Origin of the sequence: Variovorax sp. 770b2, assembly GCF_900115685.1 — a bacterium.
In the GTDB taxonomy this organism is placed as follows: domain Bacteria; phylum Pseudomonadota; class Gammaproteobacteria; order Burkholderiales; family Burkholderiaceae_C; genus Variovorax.
The window spans coordinates 2177313-2195141 of sequence record NZ_FOXJ01000001.1 but is presented as its reverse complement, the minus strand read 5'-3'; the positions used below and the strand labels follow the sequence as shown (position 1 = coordinate 2195141).

General features: G+C 66.9%; 16 protein-coding genes. 7 read left to right on the top strand and 9 right to left on the bottom strand.

Annotated features, from left to right (window positions below):
- Nucleotides 1–7 precede the first annotated feature (7 nt).
- The 4 genes from trmB to BM133_RS09990 form a co-directional block, all read right to left on the bottom strand.
- Nucleotides 8–766: a tRNA (guanosine(46)-N7)-methyltransferase TrmB gene (gene trmB, locus BM133_RS10005; RefSeq protein WP_093433393.1), complete on the bottom strand. Its 759-nt coding sequence runs from the start codon at nt 764–766 to the stop codon at nt 8–10.
- Nucleotides 766–1689, bottom strand: coding sequence for a tRNA glutamyl-Q(34) synthetase GluQRS (gene gluQRS / locus BM133_RS10000; protein ID WP_093433391.1), 924 nt, complete (start codon nt 1687–1689; stop codon nt 766–768). The genes trmB and gluQRS overlap by 1 nt, the downstream gene beginning before the upstream one ends.
- A 16-nt stretch (nt 1690–1705) precedes the next feature.
- A complete protein-coding gene (locus BM133_RS09995; protein ID WP_093433390.1) occupies nt 1706–2827 on the bottom strand; it encodes an NAD(P)/FAD-dependent oxidoreductase in 1122 nt (373 codons plus the stop codon).
- A 96-nt stretch (nt 2828–2923) separates the two neighbouring features.
- Nucleotides 2924–3877, bottom strand: coding sequence for a LysR family transcriptional regulator (locus BM133_RS09990; RefSeq protein ID WP_093433388.1), 954 nt, complete (start codon nt 3875–3877; stop codon nt 2924–2926).
- Nucleotides 3878–4037: 160 nt separating this feature from the next.
- Between BM133_RS09990 and BM133_RS09985 the strand changes: the two genes are divergently transcribed.
- The 5 genes from BM133_RS09985 to BM133_RS09965 all read left to right on the top strand — a co-directional run bounded on the left by BM133_RS09985 (nt 4038) and on the right by BM133_RS09965 (nt 7580).
- Nucleotides 4038–4739 carry a pirin family protein gene (locus tag BM133_RS09985; protein WP_093433387.1) on the top strand — a complete coding sequence of 234 codons (702 nt, stop codon included), beginning with the start codon at nt 4038–4040 and terminating at the stop codon, nt 4737–4739.
- 42 nt (nt 4740–4781) lie between these two features.
- The gene (locus tag BM133_RS09980; RefSeq protein WP_371286332.1) at nt 4782–5216 is read left to right on the top strand and encodes a DoxX family protein; all 435 of its coding nucleotides are present in this window, start codon (nt 4782–4784) and stop codon (nt 5214–5216) included.
- A 147-nt stretch (nt 5217–5363) separates the two neighbouring features.
- Entirely contained in the window at nt 5364–5915 is a 552-nt protein-coding gene (locus BM133_RS09975; RefSeq protein WP_093433384.1) for a flavodoxin family protein, read from the top strand.
- A gap of 140 nt (nt 5916–6055) precedes the next feature.
- On the top strand, nt 6056–6979 hold the full coding sequence (locus BM133_RS09970) for a pirin family protein (RefSeq protein WP_093433382.1): 924 nt from the start codon (nt 6056–6058) through the stop codon (nt 6977–6979).
- 184 nt (nt 6980–7163) lie between these two features.
- The gene (locus tag BM133_RS09965; protein WP_093433380.1) at nt 7164–7580 is read left to right on the top strand and encodes a hypothetical protein; all 417 of its coding nucleotides are present in this window, start codon (nt 7164–7166) and stop codon (nt 7578–7580) included.
- A gap of 62 nt (nt 7581–7642) precedes the next feature.
- Here BM133_RS09965 and BM133_RS09960 read toward each other — a convergent pair whose 3' ends face one another.
- From BM133_RS09960 to BM133_RS09940, 5 genes are all read right to left on the bottom strand, one after another.
- Nucleotides 7643–9211, bottom strand: coding sequence for a tripartite tricarboxylate transporter permease (locus tag BM133_RS09960; protein WP_093433379.1), 1569 nt, complete (start codon nt 9209–9211; stop codon nt 7643–7645).
- 4 nt (nt 9212–9215) lie between these two features.
- Nucleotides 9216–9734 (bottom strand): tripartite tricarboxylate transporter TctB family protein, encoded by a 519-nt coding sequence (locus BM133_RS09955; protein WP_093433377.1) that lies wholly within the window; start codon nt 9732–9734, stop codon nt 9216–9218.
- Nucleotides 9735–9849: 115 nt separating this feature from the next.
- Complete coding sequence (locus BM133_RS09950) at nt 9850–11430, bottom strand: sensor histidine kinase (RefSeq protein WP_093433376.1); 1581 nt, start codon at nt 11428–11430, stop codon at nt 9850–9852.
- Nucleotides 11396–12097, bottom strand: a complete 702-nt coding sequence (locus tag BM133_RS09945; RefSeq protein WP_093433374.1) for a response regulator — start codon at nt 12095–12097, stop codon at nt 11396–11398. The genes BM133_RS09950 and BM133_RS09945 overlap by 35 nt, the downstream gene beginning before the upstream one ends.
- 13 nt (nt 12098–12110) lie before the next feature.
- Complete coding sequence (locus BM133_RS09940; protein WP_093433372.1) at nt 12111–12902, bottom strand: sulfurtransferase; 792 nt, start codon at nt 12900–12902, stop codon at nt 12111–12113.
- A gap of 88 nt (nt 12903–12990) precedes the next feature.
- Here BM133_RS09940 and BM133_RS09935 point away from each other — a divergent pair, with 88 nt between their 5' ends.
- Nucleotides 12991–14250 (top strand): tetratricopeptide repeat protein, encoded by a 1260-nt coding sequence (locus BM133_RS09935; protein WP_093433371.1) that lies wholly within the window; start codon nt 12991–12993, stop codon nt 14248–14250.
- A gap of 57 nt (nt 14251–14307) precedes the next feature.
- On the top strand, nt 14308–17826 hold the full coding sequence (gene dnaE, locus BM133_RS09930) for a DNA polymerase III subunit alpha (RefSeq protein ID WP_093433369.1): 3519 nt from the start codon (nt 14308–14310) through the stop codon (nt 17824–17826).
- The last annotated feature ends 3 nt before the right edge of the window (nt 17827–17829 follow it).

Genomic DNA, 17829 nt, shown 5'->3' with positions numbered 1-17829 from the left:
TCTTTCTTCAGGCGCGTTCGAACACCAGGTCCCACACGCCGTGGCCCAGCTTGATGCCGCGGTTCTCGAACTTGGTGAGCGGCCGGTACGCCGGCTTCGGCGCATAGCCTTCGGCCGTGTTGCGCAGGAGCGGCTCGGCCGCCAGCACCTCGAGCATCTGCTCGGCGTAGGGCTGCCAGTCGGTCGCGCAGTGGATGTAGCCGCCGGGGCGCAGGTGCTGCGCGAGCTTGGTCACGAATTCGGGCTGGATCAGCCGGCGCTTGTTGTGGCGCTTCTTGTGCCACGGGTCCGGAAAGAACACATGCACGCCGGCCAGCGTGCCGGGCTGCAGCATGTGGTCGAGCACGTCGACCGCGTCGTGCGCGCAGATGCGGATGTTCGGGATCGACTGCTCGCCGATGCGCTTGAGCAGCGCACCCACGCCGGGATCGTGCACCTCGCAGCAAAGGAAGTTGGTCTCCGGCAGCACCGTGGCGATGTGCGCGGTGGCCTCGCCCATGCCGAAGCCGATCTCCAGCACCGTCGGGGCGGCGCGGCCGCCGAAGGCCGCCGTGAGGTCCAGCGGCTCGGGGGTGTAGGGGATGAGGAACAGCGGGCCCAGTTCGGAGAAGGCCCGCGCTTGGCCGTCGGTGGTGCGGCCGGCGCGCTTCACGAAGCTCTTGAGGCGGCGGTGCAGCGGGTGCGGCTTGTTGCTGTCGCCCGCGCTGTCGTCTGTGGTTTCGTCGCTGGGCGGGAGGTCGTGGGGCACGGTGTCGGGAAAGGTCATTACGGCCGCGAATTGTAGAGAGCGCGCCATTCGGGCACCCAGCCGGCCAACGCGGCCGCGCAGGATGCGGCCGTGGCGGGGCCCAGGCCGAGCACGCGCGCGGCCGTATCGAGCGCGGCCAGCGCGGCTTCGGGCGTCGACGTGTCGATGGGCGTGGCGCCGTTCTGCTTGGAGAGCTTGTCGCCGTCGGCGCCGCGCACCAGCGGCGTGTGCAGGTAGCCGGGCGTCGAAAGGCCGAGCGCGCGCTGCAGCAGGATCTGGCGCGCGGTGTTGTCGGCCAGATCCTCGCCGCGCACCACGTCGGTCACGCCCTGTTCGGCGTCGTCGATGACCACCGCGAGCTGGTAGGCCCAGGGGCCGTCGGCGCGGCGCAGCACGAAGTCGCCGACCTCGCGGCTGACGTCTTGATGCTGCTCGCCCAGGCGCCGGTCGGTCCAGTGGAGCTCGCCCGAGAGCTCCGGTGCCGATGCCGATTCGAACTTCTCGGTGGCGAAGCGCCAGGCCCGCGCGGGTTTGCCGTGCAGGCCGTCGCGGCAGGTGCCGGGGTACACGCGCTCGCCATGCCGCTCGTGCCGATGGCCGAGCCGCGCGAGCGCGGTGTCGATGTCCTTGCGGGAGCACCCGCAGGGGTAGGCAAGGCCCAGCGCCTGCAGCTTGTGCAGCGCCGCTTCATAGCGTTGCGTGCGCTGCGTCTGCCACACCGGCGTTTCGTCGGGCAGCAGGTGGCAGTCGGCAAGCTGCCGCAGCATGTGCTCGCCCATGCCGGGAAGGCAGCGCTCGGTGTCGGCGTCCTCGATGCGGATCAGCCAGCGCGCCTTGGGGCCGCGGGCGCGCACGTCGAGCCAGCTCGCAAGCGCGGCCACCAGCGAGCCGGCGTGCAGCGGGCCGGTGGGCGAGGGCGCGAAACGGCCGGTCTCACGCATCCCGCGGATCACCTTTTCAGATCACGGCAAGCGCCAGCGAGAGGCCCGAGAGGAACGCGTCTTCCACCCGGTGCCCCGTGCACCAGTCGCCGGCCACGCCGATGCGGGCCTTGGCGTCCCAGAGGTGGGACTTGCCCACGGGCACCTGCGTCTGGGCTTCGGTCCAGCAGCGCGTCTGCGCATGCGAGGGGACGGCGTGGATGCCGGTGATCTCGGCGAAGGCGCGCAGGAGCTTGGCTTCGACGCGCGGTGCGTCGTCGCGCAGATGTTCCTGCGACCAGGTGGCGCTGGCCTGCAGCGTCCAGCGCTCGATGCGTTCGCGGCCGGGCTTGGACGATTCGCGCGCGAGCCACGCCACGCGATGGTGGGTGCTGCGCGCCGCGTTCCACTGCGGGCCTAGGTGCGACATGTTGGCCTGGTTGGCCTGCGGGAACGCGATCATCAGCGTCCAGCAGGGCGCGATGCGCACCGGCTCGATCTTCTGGCTGATGGAGGCCGAGAGCTTGCCGTCGCCCAGCAGCACGCGGGTGCGCGAGGGCGGCACGGCGAGCAGCACGGCGTCGAAGCCCGAGTACACATGCTGCGAATCGTCTTCGCCCGCGGTGCGCAGTTGCCAGCGCTTGGGATCGAGCGCGTCGGGCTCGATCTGGGTGACCTGCGTGTTCGTGATGAGGTCGCCGGCCAGCGGCGCGGCCCAGTGGGCGACCAGCGCGTCCATGCCGGGCTGCGCCACCCAGTGCGATTCGCGGCCGGGCAATGCCGCTTCGGCCACGCGGCCATGGGCGTCGAGCACGCGCACGAGGTTGGCGCTCCAGGGACGGCAGAGGTTGGGCGTGGCTTCGAGCGCCAATGCGAAGCGCGGATCGCGTACGGTGAAGTACTGCGCGCCGCTGTCGAAGCGGCCGAACGCCGTGTCGATGCTCGCCATGCGCCCGCCCGGTGCGGCTTCGCGTTCGAACAGCGTGACCTTGTGGCCGGCCTGCACCAGCGTGCGCGCGCAGGCCACGCCGGCAATGCCGGCGCCGACGACGGCGTAGTGGCGGCGAACGGTGGGAGGGGTGCGGGAGGTGCTGGAGGTGCGAGAGGTGGAGGGGGTTCGGTGGCGGTCGGTCTGCTTTGCAGTTGCGCGAGTGGTCATGGCGGACTCTTTTCTTTTGACAGGGAGACAATGAATGTGTCCGCACTCTACATCGGTCTGCGAGGGCGGCAGGAGGACGGGCCCTCAGGGCTTTCCTCAGCGTCCCCGATGACGCTCGAGCAGCGCGCGCCGCGTGGCCTCGTGCTCGAACTGCGCGAGCCACCATTCGAGCGCGCGCCCCGGCCCGCCCGCGCTGCGCACGCGCCATGCGCAATGCATGGTGCCCAGCGGCGGCGTGCGCTCGGTCTTGCGCTCGATCAGGTGACCCGCCTCGATGTACGGCCGCGCCATCGGCTCGGGCAGGAAGCCGCCGCCCAGCCCATGCAGTTGCGCGGCCAGCTTGAACTGCATGTTCGGCACGGTGAGCACGTCCTGCCCGCCCACGAGGTTCACCGTCATGCTCGGCCCGCTGCGCACCGAGTCGGCGGCCGCGACCGCGCGGTACTGGCGCAGCACCGCATCGGTCAACGGCTCGGGCAGGCGCGCGAGCGGATGGTGCGGCGCCACCGCGTACACGAAGCGCAGTTCGCCGATCGGCCGGCTGCGGATGCCCGTGGCCGTGAAGGCGAGGCTCGCCGCATCGAGCACGGCGCCGATGGCGAGGTCGGCCTCGCCGCTGGTCAGCGCCTCGATGGTGCCCAGCAGGGTCTCGTCGCGCAGCTTGAGCCGCGTGGGCGGATCGAGCGCGAAGAAGGCGGTGGCCAGGTCCAGCAGCGGGTCGCGCGCGATCACGCTGTCCACCGCGATGGTCAGCATCGGCTCCCAGCCGGTGGCCACGCGCTTCACGCGATTGGCGACCGCATCGATCTCGTTCAGGAGGCGCGCCGATTCGCGCAGCAGCTCGGCGCCGGCCTCGGTGATGCGCGCCTGGCGCGCGCTGCGGTCGAACAGCAGCACGTCCAGCGCATCCTCGATCTGGCGCACCCGGTAGCTCAGCGCGCTGGGCACCAGGTTGAGCGCGCGCGCCGCGCCGGCGAAGCTGCCGGTGGTGGCCACCGTCTGCAGCATGGCGAGCGCGTCGGGGGTCAGTACGTCTCTGGCGCTGGGCATGGCGGCTCCATTGATCAAAAAATTTGAATGATGCCATCAAAACCGAACGCTTTTCCCTCGGGGGTGCGGGCCTAAAGTTCTTCACATCCGCTGCGCATCCGGCGCGGCATACGAAGAAGGCCAGAACATCCCCCCGGGGAACGGCCAAAGGAGTTCGACGATGTTGCAAGTCCGTAAATCACAGGAACGCGGTTATGCCGACCATGGCTGGCTGCGCTCGTTCCACAGCTTTTCCTTCGCCGGTTACTACGACCCGGCACACATGGGCTTCGGCAACCTGCGGGTGATCAACGAAGACCGCGTGGCCGCGGGCGCCGGCTTCGGCACCCATGGCCACAAGGACATGGAAATCATCAGCTACGTGCTCTCGGGCGAACTGGCGCACAAGGACAGCATGGGGAACATCGAATCCATCCCGCCGGGCGACGTCCAGCGCATGAGCGCCGGCCGCGGCGTGATGCACAGCGAGTTCAACCACAAGAAGGACGAGACCACGCACTTCCTGCAGATCTGGATCGAGCCCAATGTGCGCGGCATCGCGCCGGGCTACGAGCAAAAGCAGTTCGGCGACGCCGAGAAGCGCGGCAAGCTGCGCCTGGTGGCCTCGCCCGACGGCAGCGACGGCTCGGTGAAGGTGAATGCCGATGCGCGCCTCTTCGCCGGGCTCCTGGACGGCGAAGAGAAGGCCAGCCTGGCGCTCGACCCGGCGCGCAAGAGCTACGTGCACTTGATTCGCGGCGAGCTCGAAGTCAATGGCCAGAAGCTCGTGGGCGGCGACGCCGCGATGCTCGAAGGCGAATCGCAATTGACGCTCGGCGCCGGCAAGGACGCCGAAGTGCTGGTGTTCGACCTGACCGCTTGATCCATGGCCGGGCGCTTGTCGCCCGGCTTTTTTTCTGTTCCCCTGTATTTCAACAACCCGAGGAGTTTTTCAACCATGGCAACCACCACCACCCCCAACGCAGCCCAGGACACCCTGGCGCTGATCGGCCGCATCCTGATCGCCACGCTGTTCATCCCCGCCGGCTTCGGCAAGCTGATGGGCTTTGCGGGCACCGTCGGCTACATCACCTCGGCGGGCCTGCCGCTGCCCCAGGTCGCGGCCGCGATCGCGATCATCGTCGAGCTCGGCTTCGGCATCGCACTGCTGCTTGGCTTCAAGACGCGCTGGGTGGCCCTGGTCATGGCGATCTTCACGGTCGCGACCGGCCTGTTCTTCCACAAGTTCTGGATCGATGCGACGCAGAACACGCAGTTCTTCAAGAACCTGGCGATCGCCGGCGGCATGCTTGCTTTCTCGGCCTTCGGCGCCGGCCGCTTCAGCATCGACAAGAAATAAGCGCTCCCCCAGGCTTGGCGCACTTCGTGTCGCTTCGCCACTCCCCCACCGAGGGCCACACCTGAGGGCCGGCAAAGCCGGTTCCTCGGTGTTCCGCGAAAAGACATTCACCATCACCGACCATCGTTTCACTCAGGAGATCATCCAATGGCAAACATCGTTGTCGTCTTCCATTCCGGCTACGGCCACACCCAACGCGTGGCGCAAGCCGTGGCCGAATCCGCCGGCGCGCAACTGCTCGCCATCGATGCCGACGGCAACCTGCCCGAAGGCGGCTGGGAAACGCTGGCCGCGGCCGACGCCATCGTCTTCGGCTCGCCGACCTACATGGGCGGCGTGAGCTGGCAGTTCAAGAAATTCGCCGATGCGTCCTCCAAGGTCTGGTACACGCAAGGCTGGAAGGACAAGCTCTTCGCCGGCTTCACCAACAGCGCCACCATGAACGGCGACAAGGTCACGACCATGGCCTACCTCTGGACGCTCGCGATGCAGCACAGCGGCATCTGGGTCAGCATGGGCATCTTGCCGACCAACAACAAGGCCGCCACGCGCGAGTCGATGAACTACGTGGGCGGCTACGGCGGCCTCTTGACGCAATCGCCATCGGACGCGAGCCCGGCGGAAATGTTCAAGGGCGACTTCGACACAGCCCGCGCATTCGGCGAGCGCATCGCCGCAGTGGCAAGATCGCGAGTCTAGAACTCACCCCCAGTCTTCGCGCACTTCGTGTCGCTTTCGCCAACCCCCTTTCAGGGGGCGACACCGGTGGCCCGGCAAAGCCGGTTCCACGGTGTCCCGCGAAAAGGCAATGGCGAAGCCGACAAAAAATGGAGCCCCCGATGACAGATACCACCGCCCCCGCACAACTGCTTCAACCGCACGACAAGGACCTGGGCGGTGGCTTCAACGTGAGGCGCCTCCTGCCCGCGGCGCAGCGCCGCTCGGTCGGGCCCTTCGTGTTCTTCGACCACTTCGGGCCGGCCACCGAGAAGCCCGGCACCGCGCACGACGTGCGGCCGCATCCGCACATCGGCCTGGCGACGGTCACCTATCTTTTCGAGGGCGCGATGATGCATCGCGACAGCCTGGGCAGCGTGCAGGAGATCCTGCCCGGTGCGATCAACTGGATGACCTCGGGGCGCGGCATCGTGCACTCCGAGCGCAAGCCCGATCGCCTGAAGGCCGACACCTACGTGAACCACGGGCTGCAGCTCTGGGCCGCGTTGCCGCAGGCGCATGAGGAGGTCGAGCCGAGCTTCGAGCACACGGCTGCCAGTGCCATCCCCGAAGTGGTGGCGCAGGGCGCCAACGTGCGCGTGCTGGTGGGCGAGGCCTTCGGCCAGCGCTCGCCGGTGAAGACATTGACGCAGACCGTCTACCTGGACATCGCGCTGCCGGCAGGCGGCCGCTTCGAGCTGCCCGCGCTGGCACCCGAGCTGGCCATCTACGCCGTCGATGCCGATGCGCGCGTCAACGGCGAGGCGATCCCCGCGCACACGATGGCGGTGCTGCCCGACGGGCAGGGCGCCGTGCTGACGGCCGACGCGGCCGTGCGCCTGATGGTGATCGGTGGCGAGCCGCTGGATGGCCCGCGCTACATCACCTGGAACTTCGTCTCGAGCCGGCGCGAGCGCATCCTGGAAGCCGGCGCCGACTGGGCCGCACAGCGCATGGGCCACGTGCCCGGCGAGACCGAATTCATCCCGCTGCCGGGCAAGCCTTTCGGCGTGCGCGAGCCGGACACCGGGACCACGCCCGTCTGATCCCTCGCGCGTGGAGCGCGCGCACGGTCCTCGCGCGTGCAGCGCGAACACGGCACACCCTGTGCCTTCGCCGGAGAGATTTCGCGAGATTCACGGACATGTGCAAGTAGTAAGCTGCGCCCCGCAAACGGCGATCGAGGGGATCGCCGTCCCAACGAACATCCCCAGAAAGGGAGCAAGGCACATGGCAGTTTTCCGAACCCCCGAGGTTGCACCGGGCGAATACGGCGATCTTTTCGAATTCCTCATGAAGGAGCTGAAGCTCTTCAAGCGGCAGTTGCTGGTCATGCTCAAGCATGTGCAGACCGGCGAGTCGATGGTCTACGAACAGGCCTGGTACGACTTTCACCTGAAGGACCGCATCACCCAGTTGCTCAAGACCGACGACTACGCCGCCGTCGCGCAGCTGCCGATCAACAAGAAGGGCCAGACGGGCATCTACATCGAGACCCGCTACGTCAAGAGCGGCAAGCTCGTGGGCCTGCAGCTCGTGGAGGCCCGGCCGCACGAGGGCGGGCGCTACGTCGGCCTCACGCCGGCGGTGGTGTTCACCGATGCCGATGGCGAACGCATGCTGGCCTTCGCGCAGAAGCTCAAGTAGAAGCTCGAACGAAAAAAGGGCCCGACTGAGCGGGCCCTTTTTCTTTGGGTTGTTGCCTCGGCCTACTTGCCGCCGAGCGAGATGGCTTCTGCAGGCGGCGTCCCATCGGGCGTCTTCGGCAGTTCGATCACCGCCTTGCGCCCCCCGCGGGCGCGCCACGCCGAGAAGCCCACACCGGCCAGCAGCAGCACGCACAGCCCGATGAAGGTGCCGCTGATCGGCCGCGTCACGAACACCGACATGTCGCCGCGCGAGAGCAGCAGCGCGCGGCGGAAGTTCTCCTCCACCATCGGCCCGAGCACGAAGCCCAGGAGAATCGGCGCGACCGAGAACTCCAGCGTCATCAGCAGCGCGCCGACGATGCCGAACACCAGCACTTCCCAGATCTGGAACAGGCTGTTCTGCGTGCTGTAGACGCCCGTCGCAATGAAGAACATCGCGGCCGGGAACAGGTACTTGTAGGGCACCTTCAGGAGCTTGACCCACACGCCGATCATCGGCACGTTGAGCACCACCAGGATCACGTTGCCGATCCAGAACGAGGCGATCAGGCCCCAGAAGATGTCCGGGTGCTCGGTGATGAGCTGCGGGCCGGGCTGGATGCCCTGGATCAGCAGCGCACCGAGGATCAGCGCCATCACCGCGTCGCCCGGAATGCCCAGGCTCATCGTCGGGATGAAGTCGACCTGCGTCTTGGAGTGGGCCGAGGCCTCGGGGCCGGCCACGCCTTCGATCATGCCGGTGCCGAACTTGTCGGGCGTCTTCGATACCTTGCGCTCCAGCGCGTAGGCGATGAAGGTGGTGATGGTCGGGCCGGTGCCGGGCATCGCGCCGAAGATCGTGCCCACGATGGTGCCGCGGATCATCGCGGGGAAGGCGCGCTTCAATTCTTCCTTGCTCGGGCGCATGTCGCTCAGCTTCAACGTGCCCGTGTCGCCGATGGCCTTCATGCGGTTCACGTTGAGCAGGAAGTCGGCCACGCCGAAGAGGCCCATCGAGATCGCCACCAGCTCCAGGCCGTCGCTCAGCTCGGGCAGGCCGAACGCGAAGCGGAAGCTGCCGCTGTTCACGTCGGTGCCGACCACGCCGCACAGGAGGCCGAAGATCGTCATGGCCACGCCCTTGAGCGGCGAGCCGCGCGACATGGTGGAGCCGGCGAGCAGGCCCAGCAGCATGATCGAGAAGATCTCGGTCGGGCCGAACTTGAACGCGATCTGCACCAGCAGGGGCGAGGCGAAGATCATCACGATGATGCCGACCGACGCCGCGAAGAACGAGGCGATCATCGTCACCCCGAGCGCGACGCCGCCCTTGCCCTGCTTGGTCATCGGGTACCCGTCCAGGCACGTCACCGCGTGCGGCGGGTGCGAGGGCATGTTCATCAGGATGGCGCCGATGGCACCGCCGTACTGCGAACCGTAGAAGATGCCGGCCAGCATCAGGATGGCGGGCACCGGGTGCATCGCGTAGGTGAGCGGCAAGAGGATCGAGATGGCCTGCAGTGCGCCCATGCCCGGCAGCACGCCGATCAGGTTGCCCACCAGCACGCCGAAGAACGACCACAGAAGATTGGAGCCCTGGAACGCGACACCGAAGCCGAACCAGAGGTCGTGGAGCGATTGACCGATCATGATTTCAGCCTCCCCACTGGAACAGGGGCAGCTGCAGACTCAGCGCCCACCAGAACACCACCACCGCGATGAACGACATCGCGAGCGAGAGCAGCACCGCTTCGGTCAGCGTGTTGTCGCGGTCGCCCAGCGCCGAGATGAACACGATGGCAAACGTTGCCGGCAGCAGGCCGCCGTATTCGCCGAGCAGCAGGAACGCGAGGATGCCCAGGATGATGCAGATGCCGCCGCGCAGGTCGGGCATGCCCGTGGGATGGCCGTGGGACACGGCCTCCGTGCTCTCTGGTTTTTCGCCTCGCGCGGACAGCGCGATCAAAAGGCCCGTGAGCGCCAGCAGGCCGCCGAGCGCGACCGGGAAGAAGCCCGGTCCCATGTGCGCCAGCTCGCCGACGCGGTAGCCGACACCGGCATAGACGGCCGCTAGGCCGATGACCACGAGCAACGCGCCGCCGTAGTAATCCTTCTTGAATTTGGATGCGGGCCGAAGCGCGTGCGAGGCCGGATCTTCACCGTGCGGGTGCATTGAGTCTCCTTCGATTTGGAAGGAGCGCAGTCTAGGAATCGAGGCTTTCAATCGCCTTTCGATGAGAGTGCGAAAGGCCTCTATCCCCTCAAAATACGTGTAATTGCGTACCGCTCTACCCCGCAGAAACCCTAGGTAAAACGGCCGCCAGCGGCAGTTTCAGGATCGCGCGGAGGCCACCGCCGTTCATGCGTTCGGGCATGTCGGCGTTGTCCAGTTCGATCTCGCCGCCGTTGCGCCGCGCATAGCCGCGCGCAATGGCCAGGCCGAGGCCCGCGCCCTGGGTGGCGGCACTGGCGGACGCATCGCGGTGAAAGCGCTCGAACACGCTGTCGCGCCGCTCGGGCGCAATGCCCGGGCCGCTGTCGCACACCTCGGCCAGTGCGTGCGAGGCCTCGCGCCGCACGGTCACCGTGATGTTGCCGCCGCGCGGCGTGTACTTGATGGCGTTGTGCACGAGGTTCGCGAGCACCTCGTGCAGCTCGGCGCCGTTGGCCTTGACGGGCAGGACCGGGGCCACGTTGTCGTCGTCGCCGTCGCGCTCGTCTTGCGCCTCCGGTTCGCCGCGCGCATCGACCCAGCCCAGGTCCTGGTCGTGCTCGCGTGCGAGCGGTAGGTACTGCAGCACCACGGCGCGCGCGATGTCGCTGAGGTCGACCACCGCGGGCTCGGCGCCGGCGACCGGGTCTTCGGTGGTGGCATGCGCCAGCGCCAGCAATTGCTCGCTCAGGCGACGCGTGCGCGCCAGCTGCGCGACGATCGCGTGCAGCGATTCGCGCATGCGCGCCGGATCGGTCTCGCGCACCGCGTAGCCGGCCTGGATCGACAGGATGCTCAGCGGCGTGCGCAGCTGGTGCGAGGCATCGGCAAGAAACTGCGATTGCTCCGCCACCATGCGCCGGTGGTCCGCGATGTGGTGGTTGACCGCGTCCACCAGCGGCACCACCTCCTGCGGCACGCCGCTTGCGTCCAGCGGCTCGAGGTCGTCGCGCGGGCGCTCGCGCAGCGACCGGCGCAGGCGCTCCAGCGGGCGCAGCGTCCAGGCTACGCCGAGCCACACCAGGAAGGCCATCACCAGAATCATGCGCGTGTCGCGCAGCAGTTCCTGCTTGAGCGATTCGGTCTGGGCCTGCAGGCGCGGACCGGTGCCCTCGGCGGCCTGGATCAGCACGCTCCAGGCGTCGCCGGGATGCTTGTTGTCGTAGACCGTCTGGCGCAGCGCGGCCACGCGCACCGGGTGCTGCTCGTGCACCGCGTCGTAGAACACAGGCGTGCCGTCGGCCGGTTGCCCGGGCGGAAGGGGCAGGGCAGGCACGCCCATGAGCGTGTCCTGCGGCGCGCTCGCATCCAGCGGCTCGCCCTTGGCGATGCGCTGCACGCCCACGTGCAGGTACTTGTAGCGCAGGTGCGTGGACTCGAACATCGCCTGCACCGAGAAGGCCTCCTGCACCCTCACGCTGCCGTCGCTCGCGACCACGATGCCGTTGGCCAGCGCCTGCACCGGTTCGAGCAGGCTCTGGTCGTAGGCGACCAGCAGCGATTCGGTGAGCGCCTGGTAGTCGCTCCAGCTGTCGAGCGCCATCAGCCCGACGATGCCCGGCACCAGCAGCGCGAGCAGGCGCGCGCGGATGCCGAAGCGCCGCGGTTCGGGGCTGCGCGGATCAGGCTGCGGCGGTCGGGGAACCTGCGGGTCCATCGGCAATGCCCTCGAGCATGTAGCCCAGCCCGCGCACGGTGACGATGCGCACGTCGCTGTCCGCCAGCTTGCGCCGGAGGCGGTGCAGCACCACCTCGATGGCGTCGGGGCCCGCGGTGCTGTCGTTGGTGAACACCTTGGCAAAGAGCTGCGACTTGCCCACCGGCGCGCCGCTGCGCATCAGCAGCGCCGTGAGCGCCGCCTGCTCCCGCGGCGTGAGCGACAGCAGCGTGCCGCGCAGCGTGAAGGCGTGGCTCTCGCTGTCGTACGAGAGCGAGGCGCACTGCAGCCGCGGATGCTGCTTGCCGCGGCTGCGCCGCACCAGTGCCGCCAGGCGCGCCTCCAGCTCGACCAGCTCGAAGGGCTTGGTGAGGAAATCGTCGGCGCCCAGGTTCAGGCCGCGCACCCGGTCCTGCAGCGCGCCTTGCGCGGTGAGGATGAGCACGGGGGTGCGGTCGTCGGCATCGCGCATGTCGGCCAGCACGCTCAGGCCGTGCTTGTCGGGCAGGCGCAGGTCCAGGACGATGGCGTCGTATTCGGTGCCGGCCATGAAGGCCTCGGCGGTGCGCGCATCGGGGGCGTGGTCGGCGACGAAGCCGCTCTGGGTCAACGCCCGGATGAGCCACGAAGCCATGTCCAGTTCGTCTTCCACCAGGAGGATGCGCATGAGGGGTTGCCGGTTATTTCTTCAGGCCGCGGCCCAGGTCGATGTCTTCCGACGCGCGTGCGCTGGCATCGGCCGCGCGCGCGCTCAGGTCGGGCGCCAGCGCGCGCCGGCCGTCGAACACGAAGCAGTCGCCGTGGTAGTGCGCGCCGCCCACTTCCTCGAAATATTTGAGGATGCCGCCTTCCAGCTGCAGCACGTGCTCCACGCCTTCTTCCCGCATCAGGATGGCCGCCTTCTCGCAGCGGATGCCGCCGGTGCAGAAGCTCACCACGGTCTTGCCCTTGAACTCCTCGCGGTGCGCCTTCAGCGCGGGCGGGAATTCGGTGAACTTGGTGATGCGCCAGTCGATCGCGCCGTCGAAGGTGCCTTCGTCGACTTCGAAGTCGTTGCGCGTGTCCAGCAGCGCGATCTCCCGGCCTTCGTCGTCGTGGCCCTGGTCGAGCCAGCGCTTGAGGGTGAGGGCGTCGACGCCCGGGGCGCGGCCGGCGGACGGCTGGATCGCCGGGTGGTCCATGCGGATGATCTCGCGCTTCTGCTTGACCAGCATGCGACGGAAAGGCTGCGCGGCGGACCAGCTTTCCTTGGTCTCGAGGTCGGCGAAGCGGGCATCGGCACGCAGGCCGGCCAGGAAGGCGTGGACGGCGTCGGCGGCGCCCGCCAGAAACAGGTTGATACCCTCCGGAGCCAGCAGGATGGTGCCCATGAGGCCCAGGGCCTGGGTGCGGGCACGCAGGTCTTCGCGCAGCACGGGGCTGTCGTCTATGGCCACGAATTTGTAGGCCGCGATATTCAGAATCTCTTGCACGGGGCGCGATTGTAGGGATTGGCGAATGGCGGGCGGACTTCCGGAGCGGGTAAAGTCTTGATACAACTAATCTGGGGGAGAAGAATTCATGGTTCGACGTTCGATCGCGTGTGTGGCCATTGCGCTATCTGCATCTGCCTGGGGGGGCTCCGACGCGTTGCAGGATGCCTATGATCTTTGCAATACAGGCCAGGGATTCACAACGGACAGGCTCACCGCCTGCGACAGGGCAATTGCCGCCAAGGGGCTCACGAAGCGGCAGTACGCCGTCGCACACACCGTGTTGGGCAATGCGTTGAAAGAGGACGGTGATATTTCTCGCGCGATGGTCGAATACACCGAGGCCTCTCGCATTGATCCGACCTATCCGTTTGGCCACAACAACCGTGGTGCGCTCTGGAACCTGACAGGGGAGCCGCGCAAGGCACTGCCATATTTCGACAAAGCCATTGAGCTTTACAAGCAGGTCGACAAGGCTGAGAGCCGCGCGCCCAAGTACGCCGAAATCTACAAGAACCGCGGTGCGACCTGGGAGGAGCTTGGAAACTTGGACAAGGCCATCGCGGACTATGACGAAGCACTTCGCATCAATCCTCAGGACTCCGGCGGTTATCAAGGTCGAGCCCTTATCTGGTTCAACAAGGGCGACAACGACCGCGCGATTGCGGATAACACAGAGGCTATTCGCGTCGACCCCCAGAACGTGCAGGCGCTGAACAACCGTGCAGTCGTGTGGCAGAAAAAGAATGAGATGGATAAAGCCATGGCGGACTTCAACGAAGCTATTCGACTCGCGCCTGGCTTTCCGATGGCACGGATGAGTCGCGGCTACATGTGGATCAATCGCAACGATCCGGGTCGTGCAATCACAGATTTCGATGAGGCCATTCGGCGCGTACCGAGCTTCTATAGCGCATACATTGGCCGCGGATTGGCCTTGGACGCCAAGGGCGAGCACGACAAGGCGATGAAAGACTATGACGCGGCGATCCGCGTCGAGCCGAAGAAAGCGGCTGCATACATTCATCGCGCCAACGAGTGGACGAGAAGAAAAGACTTTGATCGTGCATTGGCCGATTTCAATCAAAGTATTCTTTTTCAACCAGACTACGTCGACGGTTATTTAGGTCGAGCGGATGCCCGCAGGGCAAAAGGCGACCTTGACGGCGCGCTGACGGATTTAGACAAGGTCATCAGCTTCAAGACATGGCGCGCCGTTGACGCTCATTTCGTACGTGCCGACATCTGGCGCAGCAAAAACGATCCAAAGCGCGCGGCCGAAGAGGAAGAGGCCGCCTATCGCCTCGATCCGGGCCTCAGGGCACGGTCAGCAAAACCCGCGAAATAGTCCGAACGAAGGTCTTCATGACCGCGCCTCCGGGCGCCCGAAAACTACAATGGCCGGATGTTTGTTCACCTGCGCCTGCACACCGAGTTTTCCGTCGTCGACGGCACCAACCGGATCGACGAAGTCATCAAGGCCGCCGCTGCCGACCAGCAGCCCGCATTGGCCATCACCGACCTGAACAACCTGTTCGGGGCGGTCAAGTTCTACAAGCAGGGGCGAAGCAAGGGCGTCAAGCCCGTCATCGGCGCCGAGATCTTCATCGAGGGGCTGGGCAAGGAGCCCGGCGTGCTCACCCGCCTCGTGCTGCTGGTGCAGAACACCGAGGGCTATCTGCACCTGTCCGAGCTGCTCGCACGCGCCTGGACGCAGAACGTGGGCCGCGGCCAGTCGCAGGCCGCCTGCAAGCTCGAATGGCTGGAGGAGCTTTCGGGTGGGTTGATCGTGCTGTCGGGCGCGCAGGCGGGGCCGCTGGGCGTGCCGCTGCTGCAGGGGCAGGAAGAGCGCGCCGCTGAGCTGGCGCTGAAGTTGGCGGGCATGTTCCCGCACCGTTTCTACATCGAGCTGCAGCGCGCGGGACGTCCGGAAGACGAGCCGCACGTGGTCGCCGCCGTGAAGCTCGCGGCACGCCTGAAGCTGCCGGTGGTCGCCACGCACCCGGTGCAGTTCGCCGAACGCCAGGACTACGAGGCGCACGAGGCGCGCGTGTGCATCTCCGAAGGCGAGATCCTGGGCAACCCGCGCCGCGTGCGCAAGTTCACCGAAGAGCAGTACTTCAAGTCGAGCGCGGAAATGCAGGCGCTCTTCGCCGACGTGCCGAGCGCGCTGGCCAACACGGTGGAGATCGCCAAGCGCTGCAACCTCACGCTGGTGCTGGGCAAGCCGCAGCTGCCCGACTTCCCGACGCCCTTCGTGAGCGAAGGCGTGCGCATGCCGATCGACGACTTCTTCCGCCAGGAGTCGTTCGAGGGCCTGGAGGGGCGCCTGGCGCATCTCTACCCCGATGCTGCCAAGCGCGAGGCCGAACGGCCGCGCTACGTGGAGCGCCTGGAATTCGAGATCCACACGATCCTGAACATGGGTTTCCCCGGCTACTTCCTGATCGTGGGCGACTTCATCAAGTGGGCCAAGGAAAACGGCTGCCCCGTGGGCCCGGGCCGGGGCTCGGGCGCGGGCTCGCTGGTGGCCTATGCGTTGAAGATCACCGACCTCGACCCGCTCGAATACAAGCTGCTGTTCGAACGTTTCCTGAACCCCGAGCGCGTCTCGATGCCCGACTTCGACATCGACTTCTGCCAAGGCAACCGGGACCGCGTGATCGACTACGTGAAGGACAAGTACGGCCGCAACGCGGTGAGCCAGATCGCCACCTTCGGCACCATGGCCGCGCGCGCCGCCATCCGCGACGTGGGCCGCGTGCTGGACATGAGCTACATGTTCTGCGACGGCATCAGCAAGCTGATTCCGAACAAGCCGGGCATGTCGGTCACGCTGCAGTACCCGCCCGAGAAAAAGATCGAAGGCGACAAGAACAACTACGCCATCGAGATGGAGCCGCAACTCGCGCAGCGCATCGAGAAGGAAGAAGAAGTGCGCATGCTGGTCGAGCTCGCGCAGAAGCTCGAAGGCATGACGCGCAACATCGGCATGCACGCCGGTGGCGTGCTCATTGCGCCCGGCAAGCTCACCGACTTCTGCCCGCTCTACCAGCAGCCGGGCAGCGACTCGGCCGTGAGCCAGTACGACAAGGACGACGTCGAGGCCATCGGCCTGGTGAAGTTCGACTTCTTGGGCCTGGCAACGCTCACCATCCTGGAGATCGCCAAGGAGTTCATCGTCGCGCGCCACAAGGGCCAGGAGAACTTCGCGTTCGAGAACATTCCGCTCAAGGACGCGGCCACCTACCGGCTGTTCTCCGAAGGCAAGACGGAGGCGGTGTTCCAGTTTGAAAGCCGCGGCATGCAGGGCATGCTGAAGGACGCGCGGCCCACGCGGCTGGAAGACCTGATCGCGCTGAACGCGCTGTACCGTCCGGGCCCGATGGACCTGATCCCCAGCTTCGTGGCGCGCAAGCACGGCCGCGAAGAGGTGGAGTACCCGCACCCGGCCGTGGCCGAGATGCTCTCGGAGACCTACGGGATCATGGTCTACCAGGAGCAGGTGATGCAGACCGCGCAGATCCTGGGCGGCTACTCGCTCGGTGGCGCCGACCTGCTGCGCCGCGCGATGGGCAAGAAGAAGCTCGAGGAGATGGCCGAGCACCGCGAGAAATTCCGCGCGGGCGCCCTCGCCACGCACGGCATTCCGCAGGACAAGGCCGACGAGATCTTCGACTTGATGGAGAAGTTCGCGGGCTACGGCTTCAACAAGTCGCACGCCGCGGCCTACTCGCTGCTGGCGTACCACACGGGTTGGCTCAAGGTCCACTACACGGCCGAATTCTTCTGCGCCAACATGACCGTGGAAATGGACGACACGGACAAGCTCAAGCTCCTGTTCGAAGACGCCCAGAAGAATTTCGGCATCACCTTCGAGCCGCCGGACGTGAACCGCGGCAACTACCGCTTCGAGCCGGTCACCGACCGGGTGATCCGCTACGGCCTGGGTGCCGTCAAAGGCACGGGCCAGCTTGCGGTCGAGGCCGTGGTGCGGGCGCGCGAAGAGGGCGGGCCGTTCAAGAGCCTGTTCGACTTCTGCGTGCGCATCGACCGCCAGCGCATCAACAAGCGCACGGTCGAGGCATTGATCAAGGCCGGCGCGTTCGATGCGATCCAGCAGAACCGCGCGGCGTTGATCGCCTCGGTGGACCGCGCCTTCGATTTCGCCAGCGCCACGGCGGCCAATGCGGCGCAGGTCGACATCTTCGGGGACGCAGAGCACGGCTCGGCCACCGCAGAGCCCGACCTGGTCGACGCCACGCCCTGGGGCGTGAAGGAGCGTTTGACGCTCGAGAAAACGGCCGTCGGCTTCTATCTTTCAGGCCACCTTTTCGACGAGGTCTCGCACGAGGTGCGGCGCTTCTGCAAGCGCGAGATCGGCGACCTGCTCGACAGCCGCGACCAGCAGGTCATCGCGGGCATCGTGAGCGACTTCCGCGTGATCAACGGCCAGCGCGGCCGGCTCGCGATCTTCAAGCTCGACGACAAGTCCGAGTCCATCGATGCGACGGCCGACGAGGCGCTCATCAACGCCAACCGCAACACGCTGAAAGACGACGAACTCGTGATCGTGAGCGGCCGGCTGCAGCCCGCGCGCGGCGGCTTCGAGGCGCGCTTCCAGGTGCAGCAGGTGTGGGACCTGGCCACGGCGCGCTGCCGCTTCGGCAAGTTCCTGCGCGTGGCCGTGAACGGCAAGGCGCCCGACATCGCGCGGCTGGTGAAGGACTTTCCCCCGCGCACGGAGCAGACGGAAGTCGGCGATCTGGTGCAGGGGTTGCCGGTGCGTTTGTCGATGGCGCGCGGCGGCGCACAGGTCGAATTGCAACTGGGAGAGCGCGCCAAGTTCTTCCCGACCGATGCCGCGCTCGCGAGCTGGACGGCGCAGGCGGAGGCAGGCAAGGCGTTGATCGTCTACGAGTGAATG

What these genes read in the sequence shown, in the direction of transcription:
- BM133_RS09970 (WP_093433382.1), top strand. Translation starts at nt 6,056, where the DNA reads ATGACAGATACCACCGCCCCCGCACAACTGCTTCAACCGCACGACAAG.
- BM133_RS09985 (WP_093433387.1), top strand. Translation starts at nt 4,038, where the DNA reads ATGTTGCAAGTCCGTAAATCACAGGAACGCGGTTATGCCGACCATGGC.
- BM133_RS09935 (WP_093433371.1), top strand. Translation starts at nt 12,991, where the DNA reads ATGGTTCGACGTTCGATCGCGTGTGTGGCCATTGCGCTATCTGCATCT.
- BM133_RS09945 (WP_093433374.1), bottom strand. Translation starts at nt 12,097, where the DNA reads ATGCGCATCCTCCTGGTGGAAGACGAACTGGACATGGCTTCGTGGCTC.
- dnaE (WP_093433369.1), top strand. Translation starts at nt 14,308, where the DNA reads ATGTTTGTTCACCTGCGCCTGCACACCGAGTTTTCCGTCGTCGACGGC.
- gluQRS (WP_093433391.1), bottom strand. Translation starts at nt 1,689, where the DNA reads ATGCGTGAGACCGGCCGTTTCGCGCCCTCGCCCACCGGCCCGCTGCAC.
- BM133_RS09995 (WP_093433390.1), bottom strand. Translation starts at nt 2,827, where the DNA reads ATGACCACTCGCGCAACTGCAAAGCAGACCGACCGCCACCGAACCCCC.
- BM133_RS09965 (WP_093433380.1), top strand. Translation starts at nt 7,164, where the DNA reads ATGGCAGTTTTCCGAACCCCCGAGGTTGCACCGGGCGAATACGGCGAT.
- BM133_RS09990 (WP_093433388.1), bottom strand. Translation starts at nt 3,877, where the DNA reads ATGCCCAGCGCCAGAGACGTACTGACCCCCGACGCGCTCGCCATGCTG.
- BM133_RS09950 (WP_093433376.1), bottom strand. Translation starts at nt 11,430, where the DNA reads ATGGACCCGCAGGTTCCCCGACCGCCGCAGCCTGATCCGCGCAGCCCC.
- BM133_RS09960 (WP_093433379.1), bottom strand. Translation starts at nt 9,211, where the DNA reads ATGATCGGTCAATCGCTCCACGACCTCTGGTTCGGCTTCGGTGTCGCG.
- trmB (WP_093433393.1), bottom strand. Translation starts at nt 766, where the DNA reads ATGACCTTTCCCGACACCGTGCCCCACGACCTCCCGCCCAGCGACGAA.
- BM133_RS09975 (WP_093433384.1), top strand. Translation starts at nt 5,364, where the DNA reads ATGGCAAACATCGTTGTCGTCTTCCATTCCGGCTACGGCCACACCCAA.
- BM133_RS09955 (WP_093433377.1), bottom strand. Translation starts at nt 9,734, where the DNA reads ATGCACCCGCACGGTGAAGATCCGGCCTCGCACGCGCTTCGGCCCGCA.